The sequence below is a fragment of the Phenylobacterium sp. genome (assembly GCF_037138395.1).
GTDB lineage: Bacteria > Pseudomonadota > Alphaproteobacteria > Caulobacterales > Caulobacteraceae > Phenylobacterium.
Genome location: NZ_JBAXIM010000061.1, coordinates 1 through 14,197, shown reverse-complemented (window position 1 = coordinate 14,197; position 14,197 = coordinate 1). Strand labels below are relative to the sequence as shown.

The following is a 14,197-nucleotide window of genomic DNA, read 5'->3' as shown; positions in this document are numbered from 1 at the left end:
TGGGAGGCTGAAGTGTCTAAGTTTCGCCTGAAGTGGCTATCTCTGGGGGTAAGCGTCGCTTTCCTGCCTGCGCTTGCGCATGCATCCACGCAAAACCTGCAGCCAAATGACTATGTCGGCATATCATTCTGGCTGATCTCTATGGCGCTTGTCGCGTCCACCGCATTCTTCTTCCTGGAGAGCCAGGGGGTTTCCAGGAAGTGGAGAACCTCGCTTACCGTGTCGGGTCTCGTGACCCTGGTGGCTGCGGTTCACTACTTCTACATGCGGGACATCTGGGTTTCGACCGGCTCGACGCCAACCGTCTATCGCTATATCGACTGGTTGATCACCGTTCCGCTGCTCATGATCGAGTTCTACCTGATCCTGGCCGCGATCACGAAGGTCCCCGGTGGCGTTTTCTGGCGCCTGCTGGTCGGTACCTTTGTCATGCTCGTTGGCGGCTACGTCGGTGAAGCCGGTTATGCCCACGTGTGGCCCGCCTTTATCGTGGGCATGCTCGGATGGGCCTACATCCTCTATGAAGTGTTCATGGGGCAGGCCAGTAAGATCAGTGCAAATGAAGCGCCGGAGTCGGTTCAATCCGCCTTCAAGCTGATGCGACTGATCGTGACTTTCGGGTGGGCGATCTATCCGATCGGCTACTTTGTGGGCTATCTGATGGGTCAAGACCCGTCCAACAGCTCCGCAGCGCTCAACCTGATCTACAACCTCGCTGACGTCGTGAACAAGATCGCCTTCGGTCTGATCATCTGGACGGTTGCGACCTCCGAAACAGACCGCGCTTCTGCGAAGTAGGTCTCCTCGGGCAAGGCGTTTGAAGGCGCGGTTCGAAAGCGCCGTCCCTCAAAACCCGCCCGATCAAAAGTTTGGGTCCCGCCTTCGTGGCGGGACCCAGATATTGACTTAAGGTTGGGCGTCGCAGGACGCTTGTCGGCAAAAGAATTCCACGCCAGCCTTCTTGCCAGCCCCCGGTTGGGTCACTGGCCCGAAATCGAGCGGCGTGAGAGCTTAAGGATGGCCGTCCAAGGCCCCTGACCAGTCCCGACAAAACACTCCGCTACCCCCGGCGCAACACACCCACTCGCCGCCCGGGCAGCTCCCGAACTGCAGGACTCCCGGGACCGTGCGGACCCGTCTCTTGAATGAGGACTACCCATGTTGCTTCAGCCCGTTCGTGCAAACCGGAAATCCAGCCCCATCGCCCTGAAGGCGGTGGTCATGGCCAGTGTTTCCGTCGTGACTTTGATGGGCGCAGCAGCCCAGGCCCAGGAGCGCGCACCAGATACGGCTTTTCTGGTCCCCGAGATCATTGTCACCGCCCAAAAGCGGGAAGAAAACGCCAACACCGTGCCCATGTCGATCACGGCGGTGACCGGCGAACAGCTTGTGCGCAGCGGAGTCAAAGAGGTTCGCGACCTGACCAAGATCGCGCCGGGCTTCAGCTATACCGACTCCTATGTGGGCTCGCCGATCTATACCCTTCGCGGCATCGGCTTCAGCGACATCAGCCTTGGCGGCCGATCCACCGTCAGCCTCTATCTCGATCAGGCCCCCATCCCTTTCGCGATTGAGGGCCGTGGGGTCATCCTCGACCTCGAGCGCGTCGAAGTCCTGAAGGGGCCCCAAGGCACACTCTTCGGTCAGAACGCCACGGGCGGCGCGATCAACTTCATTGCGGCAAAGCCAACCCCGGGCTTCGCGGCCGGCATTGATGCCAGCTACGGCACCTTCAATGCGTTGGACCTGACAGGTTTCATCAGCGGCCCGCTATCCGAGACGGTAGGCGTGCGCCTGGCCGTCCAGGCCATCCGGTCGGATCCTTGGCAGAGGAGCTACACCAAGACCGCGGAAAACGGGGCCGACGATGTTCAAAGCGCCCGCCTGACGGTGGCCTGGGAGCCCACGGCCCAGTTGAAGGTTCAGGTGAGCCTCAACGGTGCAATCGACAAGTCCGAGGGTCAAGCCGGCCAACTGATCGGCATAAGCCCAGCCCTGCCGGGCGCGGCGCCCTTTGTTCCGGGGCTCCTGACCTATCCACTGGCTCCGGCCACAGCCCGGGCGGCAGATTTCAATCCCGGCTTGGACTACGGCAAAAACAACCGCTTTCGTCAGATATCGGCGCGTGCGGATTATCAGTTCGCAAACGGAATTGTCCTGACCTCGATCACCAGCGGTAGTCGCTTTGATCAGGACCAGTTGTTGGATATCGACGGGACGACGCTGTCCAACTTCAGTCGGGACACAAAAGGTAAAATTGAGTCCTTCTCTGAAGAACTGCGGATCGCCGGGGATCTGAACGGGAATTTGAAATACACGCTGGGAGCAAATTACTCGACTGATGACGTCAAGGAATTCAGTCTGAATGATTTTTCTCAAAGCAGCCAGGCGCTTCTGTTTACGGGTTTTGGGTTCCCCGCCCTGAAGGGATTTGGGGATTCCAATAGTCAGAAGACGGACACGCAGGCGATATTCGCCAGCGTCGATTACGCGGTAAACGAAGACGTCAAGCTAACCGGCGGACTGCGCTACACACGGTCGAACAATGATTTTGAGGGGTGCACGTCGGATCCGGGAGATGGCAGCAGTTCGGCGGTCTTCGGTCCCTTCTGGAACTCGTTCCGGGCCCAGATGGGAAAGCCCCCAAACCCGCCGATCGCGAAGGGAGGGTGCATAACGGCCAATGCTGAGATCGTCCCCGGACTGGTGGTGGACAGTCTGAATGAGACCAATGTCGCCTGGCGGGTCGGTACGGAATGGACGCCGCGCGAGCGGACCCTGCTCTATGCCAATGTCAGCAAGGGCTATAAGGCCGGTGGCTTCCCGTCGCTGGGGGGGACGTCGGCAAGCCAGTATCTGCCGGCAACCCAGGAGTCCGTGCTGGCCTATGAGGCGGGCTTCAAGACCACCACCACCAACCGCAGGCTGCACGTCGACGGTGCCCTTTTCTATTATGACTATCAGGACAAGCAGATCCTGGGGCGCGTGCTGGACCCCCTGTTTGGTCCCCTCTTGCAGATGATCAATGTGCCGAAGTCCCGGGTCACCGGCGCTGAGCTGCAGGCCAGCTGGTTGCCCCTCGACGGACTGAGCCTCACTACGGGCCTTTCCTATGTCGACTCCGAGGTGCTGGATGACTTCGTGAACTACAATCCGAATGGGGTCCTGACCAATCTGGGGGGGGAAGCGTTTCCTAACACGCCAAAATGGCACATGGTTGCCGATGCCAACTATGTCTGGCCGGTCGGAGAAGGCCTCAATGGCTTTGTCGGGGGCGGGGTGAACTACCAGGGCGAGACCAATAGCCAGTTGGGCGAACTGCCGTCACTCAATGTGAAGGCCTATACACTTATTGATCTACGTGCCGGCGTCGAAAGCCAGACCGGTAACTGGCGCCTGTGGGCCTGGGGCCGCAATGTCGGGGATGCGTATTATTGGACCGCCGCCAACCGCAACCTCGATACCACTGTGCGGTTCACCGGCCGCCCGGCGACCTACGGAGTGTCAGTCGGCTACCGGTTCCAATAGGGGATCGCCTCCAGGGAATGGGCCTCGCGCGTCCTGGTCCGACAGCCACTGCTTGGCGTCGGCGATGAAGGTGCCACAGGCACCCTGTCGCCGCAGCGCCGGCTCCACCGAGATGTGGCCCAGCCCGAACCACTCCGCCTCTCCACTTCCGCCAGTAACCGGGAGGGTCGGTGCCGCCTAGGGGACTCGGACCCCTGGCCTACCCAGTCCACTGAGGCGTTCACAGCTACATGACACGGGAAGTTGCCAGTTGTTGATACGTGGCCGCACTCTGAGCAACGCCACTGTCAACCATCGGAGTCCTACCAGCGGACTTGTCCAAACAGGCCCACTTCGTCGTATGTGCCGTCAATCGATCCACCGATAGTGCCATTGCTGGTCGAGAGCGTGCCGCCGTCAACCTTTTCATGTTTGTAGACCAGGGCGAGATCGACAATCTGTGTCGGGCTGAATTGCACGCCAAAATTACCGTAATCACCCGTCTGGGATGGCAGGCCTTCCCGGCTCGGCCTCATATGATCATACCGCGCAAAAACGCTCCACTTCGGTGCCGGGCGAACCGAACCGAAGAGCGAATAGCCGCTGGCCTTGTCGGGGCTGGGGACAGTGACTTGCTTAAAGTTCCTGGCCTGAAAATATTCGCCGCCGACCGTAAACATGGGGTTTTGATAGGCAGCGAGAGCCGATACCCGGTTGGCGGTGTGATAGGTCTCGCTCCCATACGTGTCCTTGGCGAGATTTCCTGAATAGCCGCCCAACCCTAGGGTGAAACCCTTGTACTGGGCTGAGACCCGCCCCTCGTAATCGACAGATTGAGAGAACTTGGGTTGGCGGTAGCCACCGCCGTTGATGACCGATGCCTGATAACTGACGATGCCGCCAGCAAGGGTGCCCAACATATGCAGGCCCCAGTCAGACGATGTCGCGAAGGAGGTGCGATCGGCGATCGTGTTTTCGATATGCCGATAGCCGTAGATGTTTTCGACGAAGGGCACCCAGGGCGTATCGGCCGCGCCAAGGCGGACGATAAAGGCAGGATCCAGCTTGGCTTCGAGATAAGCCTTTTTGATGTAGAGGCCATTACCAACGATATTGCCGTCGTTTGGTCCGATTACAGGCGCCACGTCCGTTGTAATATTCGCCGAGTATACATCGTTGAATTTATGGTCGATGCCGATGTAGACGCGTTTTATAGCAAAACCAGTGCCTTCTTCGGTTCTTAAGCCATTAACCTCGCGCCTAATTTCGCTCATATTATAGTAAATTCGGCCAGTTACTTTCGTTTCATCATACCATTTGGCGGGGGCTTTCGGCGCATTCGCTGCAGCGACTTCGATCTTTTCTGGCGATGGGACGCCCGGCGCAACGACCGCAGCTGGGGCCACCGCGAGGACAGCCGGCGCCTTTGCCGTTGCAGCGTCGGGCGCGGTCGCAGCACGCGAAGCCGCTTCCTGGGAGTCGAGACGCGCCGTAAGGGCCTTGACCTGTTCCTTGAGCAGCCGAATTTCTTCGGCCTGCTGAGCGGCGGCGTCTTTCGGAGCCGCGGTGGCCGAGGCAGGCACCATAGCCAGGCCCAGTGTGAGGGCTGCGCTGGCCAACAGCCAAGTCTCGAGCCTCATGCTGGAGCCTGCTGTCCGGCTTCGGGCCACCGGGCCATGCCGCACCGAGGCGTTGCGGCCAGCACCAAGCACCAGGGTGGTGATGGGAGGATGAGTCATGAAACCGTACTCCAGGTTTTCAGTAGCGTTGCGGAACATAAAGATCGGGGGGCACAGGATGGCGGACATAGCCTTCGTGGCGTTCGCGCTCCGGCAAGATAATCTCGGGCTGTTCGATATCCTCGTAGGGGATCTGTTCAAGCAGATGCGAGATGCAGTTCAACCGCGCGCGCTTCTTGTCATCACCATCCACCACCCACCAGCGGGCTTCGGGGATGTGTGTGCGCTGGAACATCTCCTCCTTGGCGGCGGTATAGTCTTCCCAGCGGCGGCGGGACTCCAGATCCATCGGCGACAGCTTCCACTGCTTGAGCGGATCGTGGATGCGCATGTTGAATCGGAATTCCTGCTCTTCGTCACTGATGGAAAACCAGTACTTGATCAGCACAATCCCCGATCGGACCAGCATCCTTTCGAATTCAGTCACATCGTTGAAAAAGTCTTCAACCTGGGCCGGCGATGCAAAGCCCATGACCCGCTCCACACCGGCACGGTTGTACCAACTGCGGTCGAACAGCACGATTTCACCCGCTGAAGGCAGGTGCGCGACGTAGCGCTGGAAGTACCATTGGGTTCGCTCGCGTTCACTGGGTGCCGGGAGGGCGACGACCCGCGCCACGCGCGGGTTGAGGCGTTGGGTGATACGCTTGATCGACCCACCCTTACCTGCCGAATCCCGACCTTCGAACAGGACCAGGACCTTCAGTCCTTTGGACTGTACCCAGCTCTGCAAGCGTACCAGTTCGTGTTGTAGCCGAAACAGTTCCTTGAAATAGCCCTGCCGAGCTTTCGCCTGGGCCTCGGGGTCGGCTGCCATGTCATCAAGCAACCCCGACATGCGTTCGTCGTCGAACTCAAGCTCAAGTTCCTCGTCGAAACTATCGGCAACCTCGGCTTTTACGCGTGCCAGCATAGCTGCGTGTTCGGCATCATCCTCGGTCATGGCATCCTCACAAGTTTAAGAAATTCGGGGCAGATTGGGGCTCAACGTCCCAAGATTGGCGCTCAACGACCGTTGCGAAAATAGCCACGTCGAAAAAGCCAAGCGACGGCGGCAACGGTCGCCAGGATCATCACGCCAGTGACCCAAATGGTACCAACGTTGTCGTCAACCCATGCCAATCCACCTGTATTCATTCCAAAGAAGCTGGTAACGAGCGTAGGTGGCAGCAATACGACATTCATGATCGACAGAACGTACAAGTTCTGGTCAGTACGGCGTGCGGTCTGCATATCGATTTCTTCGCGTACCTGCTGTAGATTTTGGTGAACTTCTGCTGCGTCGCCATCAAGAGCGGCAATTTTTTGAGCTGTTTTATTCACGACTGGCCGAATGGCTTCGGGCAAGTGGTCATCAAGCTCGAGCCTGAGCAAGATGGATCGCAGGCCAAGGAGTTGGCGGTGCAGCGTGGCCGCGCGTCGCCGATCGTCTGCAACGACGCGGGGGTCGGGCATGGTTCCAAAATCGATCAAGGCGTCTTCGGCCACCCGGACAATAGTCGCCAGATCACGCGCAACGGTTTTTGAAACCTCGATTAGCGCGCTGAACATGAGGTCCAGAGCCGCAGGCGCGCCAGCAGGCACGGCGCCAGCCTGGATGCGGCGCAGGATCACGTCGGGGCAAAGAAGCGAATTTCGCCCCGCGGTGACCATCAACTGAGGGGCGAGGAGAAAAATCAAAATGCCCGTTCGCGTCGTCCGACCTTCACCGATCTCGCGCTCGAAATCATGAACGGCGAATGCCAGGGTCTCGCCGACCCGCCGCACATGTTGATGTCCGTCGCCATCAAGGAGCATGTCGGCTATCTCGCCGTCGACGGCCGGCAGGTCGTCGATCCAACGCCGCGCTGATGGATCCAAAAGGTCCAGATGAACCCAGCGGAAAGCGCCGGGTTCGGCTGGGCAATCAAGGTCGGCGAGGGTTACCGGAGCGGACTTCCCATCACAGAAATCAAATGCCCAGACCATTCCCGTCATTGGTCCCGGAGAGCCACGATCGATTACCGTTGTGTCGGCACCGAGCATTTCACTGTCTTGCCTTGTAGTGGCGCGATCGTCCGGGCCTTGGGCCCGGGTTAGATCCTGCACACCGAGTGGCCTCCGGGACACGACGTTTTGCCTCAAGAGATGAGCGAGAACAGCCAGTAGAGCGTTCCTGACAGCAGCATCGCCGCCGGCAGCGTCAGGACCCACGCCAAAGCCAGGTTGCGAAGTGTTGCCATTTGTAGCCCCGACCCGTTGGCCGCCATGGTACCGGCGATACCTGATGAGAGGACGTGGGTGGTCGAAACTGGCAGCCCCAAGCCATCGGCGACGCCAATCATGCCGGCAGCGACAATTTCCGCCGAGGCACCCTGCGCATATGTCAGGTGGGTCTTACCGATCTTCTCGCCGACGGTGACAACGATCCGCTTCCAGCCGACCATCGTGCCAAGCCCAAGCGCGATGGCGATGGCAATTTTCACCCAGGTGGGGATGAAGCGGGTTGCTCCATCGATACCGGATTTGAAAGTCTTCACAGCCGTTTCGCCATCGGCGTCGAGTTTGAGGTTGCCAGATTTCTTCAGCACTCGCAGCGCCTCAGAGGTGAGGTACATCGTGCCACGCAGGTCTTTGATCTTATCGTCCGGAATGGCTTCAACGGTGCCGAAGTGGGACGCTTCTTGTCCGATCGTATCCATCAGCGTCGCCAACGCAGGGAGGGTTTGCGGGGTGAGCTTGCGGGTTTGCAAGTATGTTTTCACGGTTTCCAGCGCCGGGTCCACCAGGACAACGCCCTTGCCCTGGGCTCGGACTGCCGTCGATGCCTTGGTCGCAGTCGCTTCGAAACTGGCCATCGCCGCGGGTGTGATATTCCGGTTGATGGCATAGGCCGCGGGGGCCACACCGATCAGGATCAGCATAATCAGCCCCATACCCTTCTGGCCATCGTTGGAGCCGTGAAAGAAGGACACCAGCGTGCAGGTGACGATCAGCAGGGCGCGGATCCACAGCGGCGGCGGCGCCTTACCAACCGGGGCCTGGTATAGGGACGGCGCTTTGACGACCGCCTTCAAGATCAGCAGCAAGACAGCGGCGAGAACGAACCCCATGATGGGCGAAATGAGCAGGGACATGCCGATTTCCTTAGCCTTTCCCCAATCGACGCCCGACGTACCCTGTCCATAGTTCATCAGCTGGTTGGCGACGCCCACCCCGATGATCGAGCCGATCAGGGTATGGGACGACGAGGCGGGCAGGCCGAGCCACCAGGTGCCGACATTCCAGATCACCGCGGCAATCAGGAGGGCAAAGACCATGGCAAAACCCGCACCCGAGTCGGCCTGAAGGATGAGTTCGACCGGCAATAGCGAAATGATGCCGAACGCGACCGCGCCCGATGCAAACAACACCCCAAGAAAATTCCAGACCCCCGCGTAGACCACGGCAACCGTCGGTGGCAGGGCATGGGTATAAATCACCGTCGCAACAGCGTTGGCGGTATCGTGAAAGCCATTGACGAATTCAAAGCCGAGCGCGACCAGCAGGGCGACGCCCAGGAGCAGTACCGCGCCCGATGCAAGCCCGCTGACGCCAGCGCCAGCGAGGTCTTGCGAGACACTCCAGGCGACGAAACCAAGCCCGGCTAGCAGAAGCCCTAGGAAGGCAAACGTACCGACTCGGCCCATCCCCTGATCGAGATCGGGCCGACCCTCAGCCATTCCGGGGTCGGGATTCTTAAGGTTTATATCTGCAGTTGACATGACTTGATCTCCAGACTGCGAAAATTATTTGGTTGTGTTACAGCCCGTTTATGACAGCCCGTTGTCGTTCCTTGATAACTGTCCTGGCGCGGTGTTCTGTTGCTGGGGAGGCCTGGGGCGGGGCGGGGCCTTGCCCGGCTTCGCCAAGCTCAGCCTGCGCAGATCTCCGAATCTAACCCGACGCAACCCGCGCTAATCGCGCTCGCCGACCCCGGCCGCCGTCGGCGGATCATCGCTGTCCTGGGTCATCGCCGCGACAAGCCGGGCATAGTTGAATGTCGATCGACTGCCGATGTTGTCACCGTGCTTACCGAGCCATTCGTCGGCCGCCGCACGCCCGAGCGCCTTCAACTTGATCAGGAACGCCTTTTCGGCGAGCAGCTTCGAGGAGGGCGGAAAGCGACCAAGCTCCTCATCACCATGTATCATGTGGAGGTTGAGGCGCGGATGGCGGTCGCGGGAAAGTTCACCCTTGTCGATCAGCCGGTTGCGTTCGCCGATGAAGCGCAATTCGCTGACCAGGCTGGCGTTGAAGGTGATTTCGTTCAACCGGTCCGCGATCTCGTGCGCCGTCCGCGGCATCTCGTTGCGCACAATGGGGTTCAACTGGACGATCAGGGCATCACTGCACCCGGTGGCCCGGCTCATCGGCTCCAAAGCCGGGTTGGCGATATAGCCGCCGTCCCAATAGCCTTCGCCGTCGATGATCGGCGTTTGGAACAGATACGGCAGGCACCCTGATGCCAGCACCATGTCGACGGTCAGTTCGTGCTCGCGAAAGCACCGAAGCCCGCCGGTGGCGACATGGGTAGTGTTGATGAACAGCTTGACCTTGCGGCTCTTGCGGACGCGTTCGAAATCGATCAGCGCGTTCAACGCATCGCGCAGCGGGTTGATGTCGAACGGATTGGCGACATAGGGCGAAATCATCCGCGAGATCGCCAGGCTCATTTGGTACATTGGCGAGTAAGTGAGCGAATAATCGTCGGTCTGCTGCTGCCATTGGGTGCGCCGGAATGGAGACATCTGCGCAGCTGCATCGCCAATGCCGAGCCAGAAATGATCGAGCTGGGCCCGGGCATGCGCGGCATCGCCCTCCATCAGGCCTTCGCCGCAGACCACGGCATTCATCGCGCCGGCGCTGGTGCCGCTGATGGCAGCGATTTCGATATCGTCTTCCTCGAGCAGGCGGTCGAGAACACCCCAGGTGAAGGCGCCGTGGCTACCGCCGCCCTGCAATGCCAGGTTTATCTGCCGTTTCTTCTTGGTCGCCATGTCTGCTTCCTTGCTCAGTGCGCCAGCGGATTTAATGGGCCGTCCAGCCACCGTCGACAGGTATGTTGGCACCGGTCAACTGCGCTGCAGCATCCGAGCAGAGGAACACCGCAAGGGCTGCCATCTGTTCGCTAGTAACGAACTGCTTGGTGGGCTGGGCCTCGAGCAGCACGTCGTGAATGACCTGTTCCTTGGTCATCCCGCGAGCCTTCATCGTCTCGGGGATCTGCTTTTCAACCAGCGGCGTCCAGACATAGCCCGGTGAAATGCAGTTGGCGGTGACGCCATGTGTGGCAAGCTCAAGGGCGACCGTCTTCATCAGGCCGTTGACGCCGTGTTTGGCGGCGACATAGGCCGATTTATACGGCGAGGCGATGATCGAATGGGCGCTCGCCGTGCTGATGATCCGGCCCCACTTGCGCGCCTTCATCCCCGGCACGACGGCACGGGTGGCGTGGAATGCGGCACTGAGGTTGATCGCGATGATCGCGTCCCATTTTGCCAATGGAAATTCTTCGATCGGCGAGACGAACTGGATCCCGGCGTTGTTGATGAGGATATCGACCTTGCCGAATTCGGCTTCGGCAGCGGCGATCATCCCGGCGATTTCATCGCCTTTCGACATGTCGGCTCCGCTGTAAACGGCGCGGACCCCATAATCACTCTCTATGCTGGCGCGTTCGGCCTCGATCGCCTCCACCTCGCCAAAGCCGTTGATCATTACATCGGCGCCAGCGGCGCCCAGCCCGCGGGCGATGGCGAGACCGATCCCCGAGGTGGATCCGGTAACGACGGCGGCTTTACCCTTCAGCATGATTGATCTCCCATGGCTGAAAGCGAAGTGCCAGCTTGTGATGACATCATTACGACACAGGTCGTCAGCGGAAACATGGTGAAGAGCCAGCTGCGGTTCAGAAAGAGAGGGTGCCGTGTGGGTGGCCCACGCACCTGAAGGGGCTGGACTGTTTGTGTACATTCCGTTTCCGTGCGACATTTTCAGTATCGATCCTGGGGTAAAAACGGGATCACTTTCGGAGATTTGAAAATGATAGACTCGCTCGGGTCCGGAACGGAAAGTGATCCCTGGCGACTTCAAACTCCGCCCCTGACGTCTGAATTGGCCATGCACCGTGAAATTCGCGACGGACGAGACGTATTGGTCTGCACCGTGGGAAAGACTGTCCTATTCTACGACGCCAAGTGTCTTAAAGACCTGCACGACATGCTGAAGGCGCGCGGCGACTGGGTCGAGCTCGGCGCTGCGGATGAGCAAAAGCCAGCCAAGGCGGGGACGGTCGAGGCCTGGGGCAGGGCGCCCGACAATCCAGTCGGTGGCTGGTACGGACTGAAGAAGGGACTGCGGGGACGGTTCGGTATGTATATCCCGCCCCTAATGGAACGCCTCGGCCTGGCTGAGGTTGAACACAAGCCCCGGGGCAACCGGATGCGCGCGCTCTAATCGGCTATTTAAGCCAGTGCCCGCCTATCGGAACATGACCTGGGCTTTCCGCAATCTAGAAATTCACAGAGCAGATGTGGTGCCGCCTAGGTGACTCGAACACCTGACCTACGCATTACGAATGCGCCGCTCTACCGGCTGAGCTAAGGCGGCCCAAGGGCCTGTCGGGCACTTAGGCCCGCGGACGGGGCCTACTTAGCGTCTCGCGGCGGTCTCGCCAAGCGGCGACGCGCAGGGGGCGGGACGGGCGAGGGCGCGGCGGACTCCGGACCGTCGTCCTCCTCGCCCTGCAGGCCCTCGCCAATGGGGAAGGGCACAGGGGCGTCGAAGCCGGAGAGATCCTGCTCGGCATAAGACATGGGCAGGTCCGGCAGGTCCGAAAGGCCCGGCTCGCGTCGCTCATGCCGGGGATGAATAAGGTCGCCCGTCTCAGCGAAGCTGACGGCCAGGCGGGCCCAGTCGGCGGGCTGGTAGGCGAAGGCCCGGCCCTCGGGGTCGAGGTCCGACCAGTCCGCCTCGCCCGGCGCGGTCAGGCCCCGGGCCCGCCAGAGCCGGGCCTCGTCGGGCCGTCCCGCGGCGAAGGCGGCGCGGGCCAGGAGGCCGGCGATCCGGGCGGTCAGGGGCTCGGCTTCCAGGCCCCGGCCCAGCTCCGCCGCCCGGGAAGCATCGCCGGCGGTGAGGGCCGCCTCGACGGAGAGGATGCGCGACTCCCGGGCGCCGGGGTTGAGGGCAGCCAGGGCGGACAGGCGCCCGGCCCGCTCGCGCGGCGTTTCCTGGGTCTTCAGGTCCCGCAGGGCCAGCCAGAGGGCGGGGTGCGGGGCGGCCTTCCAGGCGGCCTCGATCACCTGGGTGGCGCGGCCAGCCTTGCCCTGGGCGGACAGGAGCCGGGCGGCCATGACGACGCCGGGGGCGAAGCCGGGCTGGAGACGGGCGGCCTCCAGGGCGTAGTCGGCGGCGCGACTGCGGGCCCGGGCATCGCCGGTCAGGTCGAGCTGGGCGGCGGAGGCGGCGAGCAGGGCCGCCCGGCCGCGCTCGGCCACGTCGGGGCTGACAATGCGACGGTCCTGGCCAGTCTTGAGGAGGTCGCGGGCCGCCTCCCAGTCGCCGGCCTCGAGGCGGGCCTCCAGCAGCAGGCGCCAGGCCCAGCGGGCCGTGCGCGCCAGGGCGAAGGCGGCCTCGGCGTGCTGGACGGCGCCGGCCCGGTCGCCCCGGGCGAGGGCCAGGCTGGTCAGGCCCCGGCGGGCGGCAAGGCGCAGGTCCGGGAAGGCAAGCATGCCGGTCCAGGCAGTTTCCGCCGCGACGGGGTCTTCCGCGGCCTCGGCGGCGCGGGCCGAGAGCAGGCGCGCCAGGGCGGGCGCCTCGACGCCGAGATCGGCGGCCTTGGCGGCCAGCCTGAGGGCCTCGGCACCGTCGCCGGCGGCCACGGCGGTGAAGCCCCGGGTGAGGACCTCGATCTCCTGCCGGCGGCGAGCCTCGGCCCGGGCGGCGGCGGCCCGCCGCGGCGTCTCGGCGACCCAGAGAAGGAGCCGCCAGGCGGCGAAGGCGAGGAAGGACGCCAGCAGGACCAGGACGATGAGGGCGGTTGCACTCAAGTCCGCCCGCCAGCCCAGCCAGACGATGGCGACCCGGCCGGACTCCCCAGCCAGGCCGAGGGCCAGGGCAGCGGCAAGGGCGACGAGGACGAGGAAAAGACCCGTACGGATCATGGGGCGGTCTCCTCAAGCCGGGCGAGGTCGCGCAGGGCGTGCTCGGAAAGCGCGGCGGCCTGGCGGTCCAGGCGGGCCCGGGTCTGGGCGCGGTCCCACCAGGGACGCAGGGCGTCCTGGGCGGCGGGGGGCAGGGCGGCGAGGCTGGCCAGGGCCGCCTCCAGGTCGCCTTCGTTCAGCTGGGCCTCGGCGCGGGCCAGACGCGCATCGGCACCGTCTCCCGCCAGGCGGCCCACCGGGCGCACGACGATGACCCGCGACAGGCCCGCCAGGAGGCGGTCTCCGAGACCCGCCGTCTCGCCCGGGCGGCGGGCAGCGGCGGCAGCCAGGGCGGCGAAGTCGGGGAAGTCCCGGGCCAGGGCGGCACGGCTGGGGACGCCCGTAGCGGCGAGGGCGGCGAAGCCAGACAGGTCGATGCCAGCGGGGGCCTGGGCCGCCACGGCCGCCAGCTCCCCGGTAAAGGGCCGTGAGGTCTGGGCAGCGGACAACAGGGCCACGGCGGCCAGGGCCGAACGGGCCGAAGCCGCTGTGCGGGTGCGGCCAGCCTCCATGTCAGCGAGCCGGGCCTCCAGGCGGACAAGGTCCCCGGCCTGGGGCGGCGGGGTGGCGGGCGCCGGAAGGTCGACGGTGCGGGGTGACGGGGCCGGGAGGATGGCGGTGGGCGCCCCGCGGCCCGGATCCAGGGGTGCGGGCAGGCCAGGTCCGAATCGGATGAAGGCGGCGCCGGCAAGGATCGCGACCGCCCCGAGGGCGATCAGGGCCCAGAAC

At 62.6% G+C, this 14,197-nt stretch carries 11 protein-coding genes and 1 tRNA gene; 3 read left to right on the top strand and 9 right to left on the bottom strand.

Features of this window, described 5'->3' with window-relative positions; all coding sequences use genetic code 11:
• Together WCJ52_RS06745 and WCJ52_RS06740 are read left to right on the top strand one after the other, a co-directional pair.
• The coding region (locus WCJ52_RS06745) for a bacteriorhodopsin-like (RefSeq protein WP_336902539.1) at nucleotides 1-798 on the top strand (798 nt) is incomplete at its 5' end.
• A gap of 360 nt (nucleotides 799-1,158) precedes the next feature.
• The gene (locus tag WCJ52_RS06740; RefSeq protein WP_336902538.1) at nucleotides 1,159-3,528 is read left to right on the top strand and encodes a TonB-dependent receptor; all 2,370 of its coding nucleotides are present in this window, start codon (nucleotides 1,159-1,161) and stop codon (nucleotides 3,526-3,528) included.
• A 302-nt stretch (nucleotides 3,529-3,830) separates the two neighbouring features.
• Here WCJ52_RS06740 and WCJ52_RS06735 read toward each other — a convergent pair whose 3' ends face one another.
• The 6 genes from WCJ52_RS06735 to WCJ52_RS06710 form a co-directional block, all read right to left on the bottom strand.
• Entirely contained in the window at nucleotides 3,831-5,315 is a 1,485-nt protein-coding gene (locus WCJ52_RS06735) for a hypothetical protein (protein ID WP_336902537.1), read from the bottom strand.
• Nucleotides 5,266-6,189, bottom strand: a complete 924-nt coding sequence (gene ppk2, locus WCJ52_RS06730; protein ID WP_336902536.1) for a polyphosphate kinase 2 — start codon at nucleotides 6,187-6,189, stop codon at nucleotides 5,266-5,268. The genes WCJ52_RS06735 and ppk2 overlap by 50 nt, the downstream gene beginning before the upstream one ends.
• A 62-nt stretch (nucleotides 6,190-6,251) precedes the next feature.
• Nucleotides 6,252-7,271 (bottom strand): CorA family divalent cation transporter, encoded by a 1,020-nt coding sequence (locus tag WCJ52_RS06725; protein ID WP_336902535.1) that lies wholly within the window; start codon nucleotides 7,269-7,271, stop codon nucleotides 6,252-6,254.
• A 95-nt stretch (nucleotides 7,272-7,366) separates the two neighbouring features.
• Nucleotides 7,367-8,989: an inorganic phosphate transporter gene (locus WCJ52_RS06720; protein ID WP_336902534.1), complete on the bottom strand. Its 1,623-nt coding sequence runs from the start codon at nucleotides 8,987-8,989 to the stop codon at nucleotides 7,367-7,369.
• A gap of 192 nt (nucleotides 8,990-9,181) precedes the next feature.
• Complete coding sequence (locus WCJ52_RS06715; protein ID WP_336902533.1) at nucleotides 9,182-10,264, bottom strand: patatin-like phospholipase family protein; 1,083 nt, start codon at nucleotides 10,262-10,264, stop codon at nucleotides 9,182-9,184.
• A 31-nt stretch (nucleotides 10,265-10,295) separates the two neighbouring features.
• On the bottom strand, nucleotides 10,296-11,078 hold the full coding sequence (locus tag WCJ52_RS06710) for a 3-hydroxybutyrate dehydrogenase (protein WP_336902532.1): 783 nt from the start codon (nucleotides 11,076-11,078) through the stop codon (nucleotides 10,296-10,298).
• A gap of 231 nt (nucleotides 11,079-11,309) precedes the next feature.
• Here WCJ52_RS06710 and WCJ52_RS06705 point away from each other — a divergent pair, with 231 nt between their 5' ends.
• A complete protein-coding gene (locus tag WCJ52_RS06705) occupies nucleotides 11,310-11,723 on the top strand; it encodes a DUF6855 family protein (protein ID WP_336902531.1) in 414 nt (137 codons plus the stop codon).
• 77 nt (nucleotides 11,724-11,800) lie between these two features.
• On the opposite strand, the gene WCJ52_RS06700 is transcribed toward WCJ52_RS06705, so the two are convergent.
• The 3 genes from WCJ52_RS06700 to WCJ52_RS06690 all read right to left on the bottom strand — a co-directional run.
• Nucleotides 11,801-11,876: transfer RNA gene (locus WCJ52_RS06700), tRNA-Thr, on the bottom strand.
• A 38-nt stretch (nucleotides 11,877-11,914) separates the two neighbouring features.
• Nucleotides 11,915-13,429, bottom strand: a complete 1,515-nt coding sequence (locus WCJ52_RS06695; protein ID WP_336902530.1) for a heme biosynthesis HemY N-terminal domain-containing protein — start codon at nucleotides 13,427-13,429, stop codon at nucleotides 11,915-11,917.
• Nucleotides 13,426-14,197, bottom strand: a 772-nt coding sequence (locus WCJ52_RS06690; protein WP_336902529.1) for a hypothetical protein, incomplete at its 5' end; no start/stop codon positions are given. The genes WCJ52_RS06695 and WCJ52_RS06690, both read right to left, overlap by 4 nt.

Bases quoted from the DNA above. Each gene is read 5' to 3' on its own strand.
- WCJ52_RS06695 (WP_336902530.1), bottom strand. From the start codon at position 13,429: ATGATCCGTACGGGTCTTTTCCTCGTCCTCGTCGCCCTTGCCGCTGCC.
- ppk2 (WP_336902536.1), bottom strand. From the start codon at position 6,189: ATGACCGAGGATGATGCCGAACACGCAGCTATGCTGGCACGCGTAAAA.
- WCJ52_RS06725 (WP_336902535.1), bottom strand. From the start codon at position 7,271: ATGCTCGGTGCCGACACAACGGTAATCGATCGTGGCTCTCCGGGACCA.
- WCJ52_RS06720 (WP_336902534.1), bottom strand. From the start codon at position 8,989: ATGTCAACTGCAGATATAAACCTTAAGAATCCCGACCCCGGAATGGCT.
- WCJ52_RS06710 (WP_336902532.1), bottom strand. From the start codon at position 11,078: ATGCTGAAGGGTAAAGCCGCCGTCGTTACCGGATCCACCTCGGGGATC.
- WCJ52_RS06740 (WP_336902538.1), top strand. From the start codon at position 1,159: ATGTTGCTTCAGCCCGTTCGTGCAAACCGGAAATCCAGCCCCATCGCC.
- WCJ52_RS06735 (WP_336902537.1), bottom strand. From the start codon at position 5,315: ATGTCCGCCATCCTGTGCCCCCCGATCTTTATGTTCCGCAACGCTACT.
- WCJ52_RS06705 (WP_336902531.1), top strand. From the start codon at position 11,310: ATGATAGACTCGCTCGGGTCCGGAACGGAAAGTGATCCCTGGCGACTT.
- WCJ52_RS06715 (WP_336902533.1), bottom strand. From the start codon at position 10,264: ATGGCGACCAAGAAGAAACGGCAGATAAACCTGGCATTGCAGGGCGGC.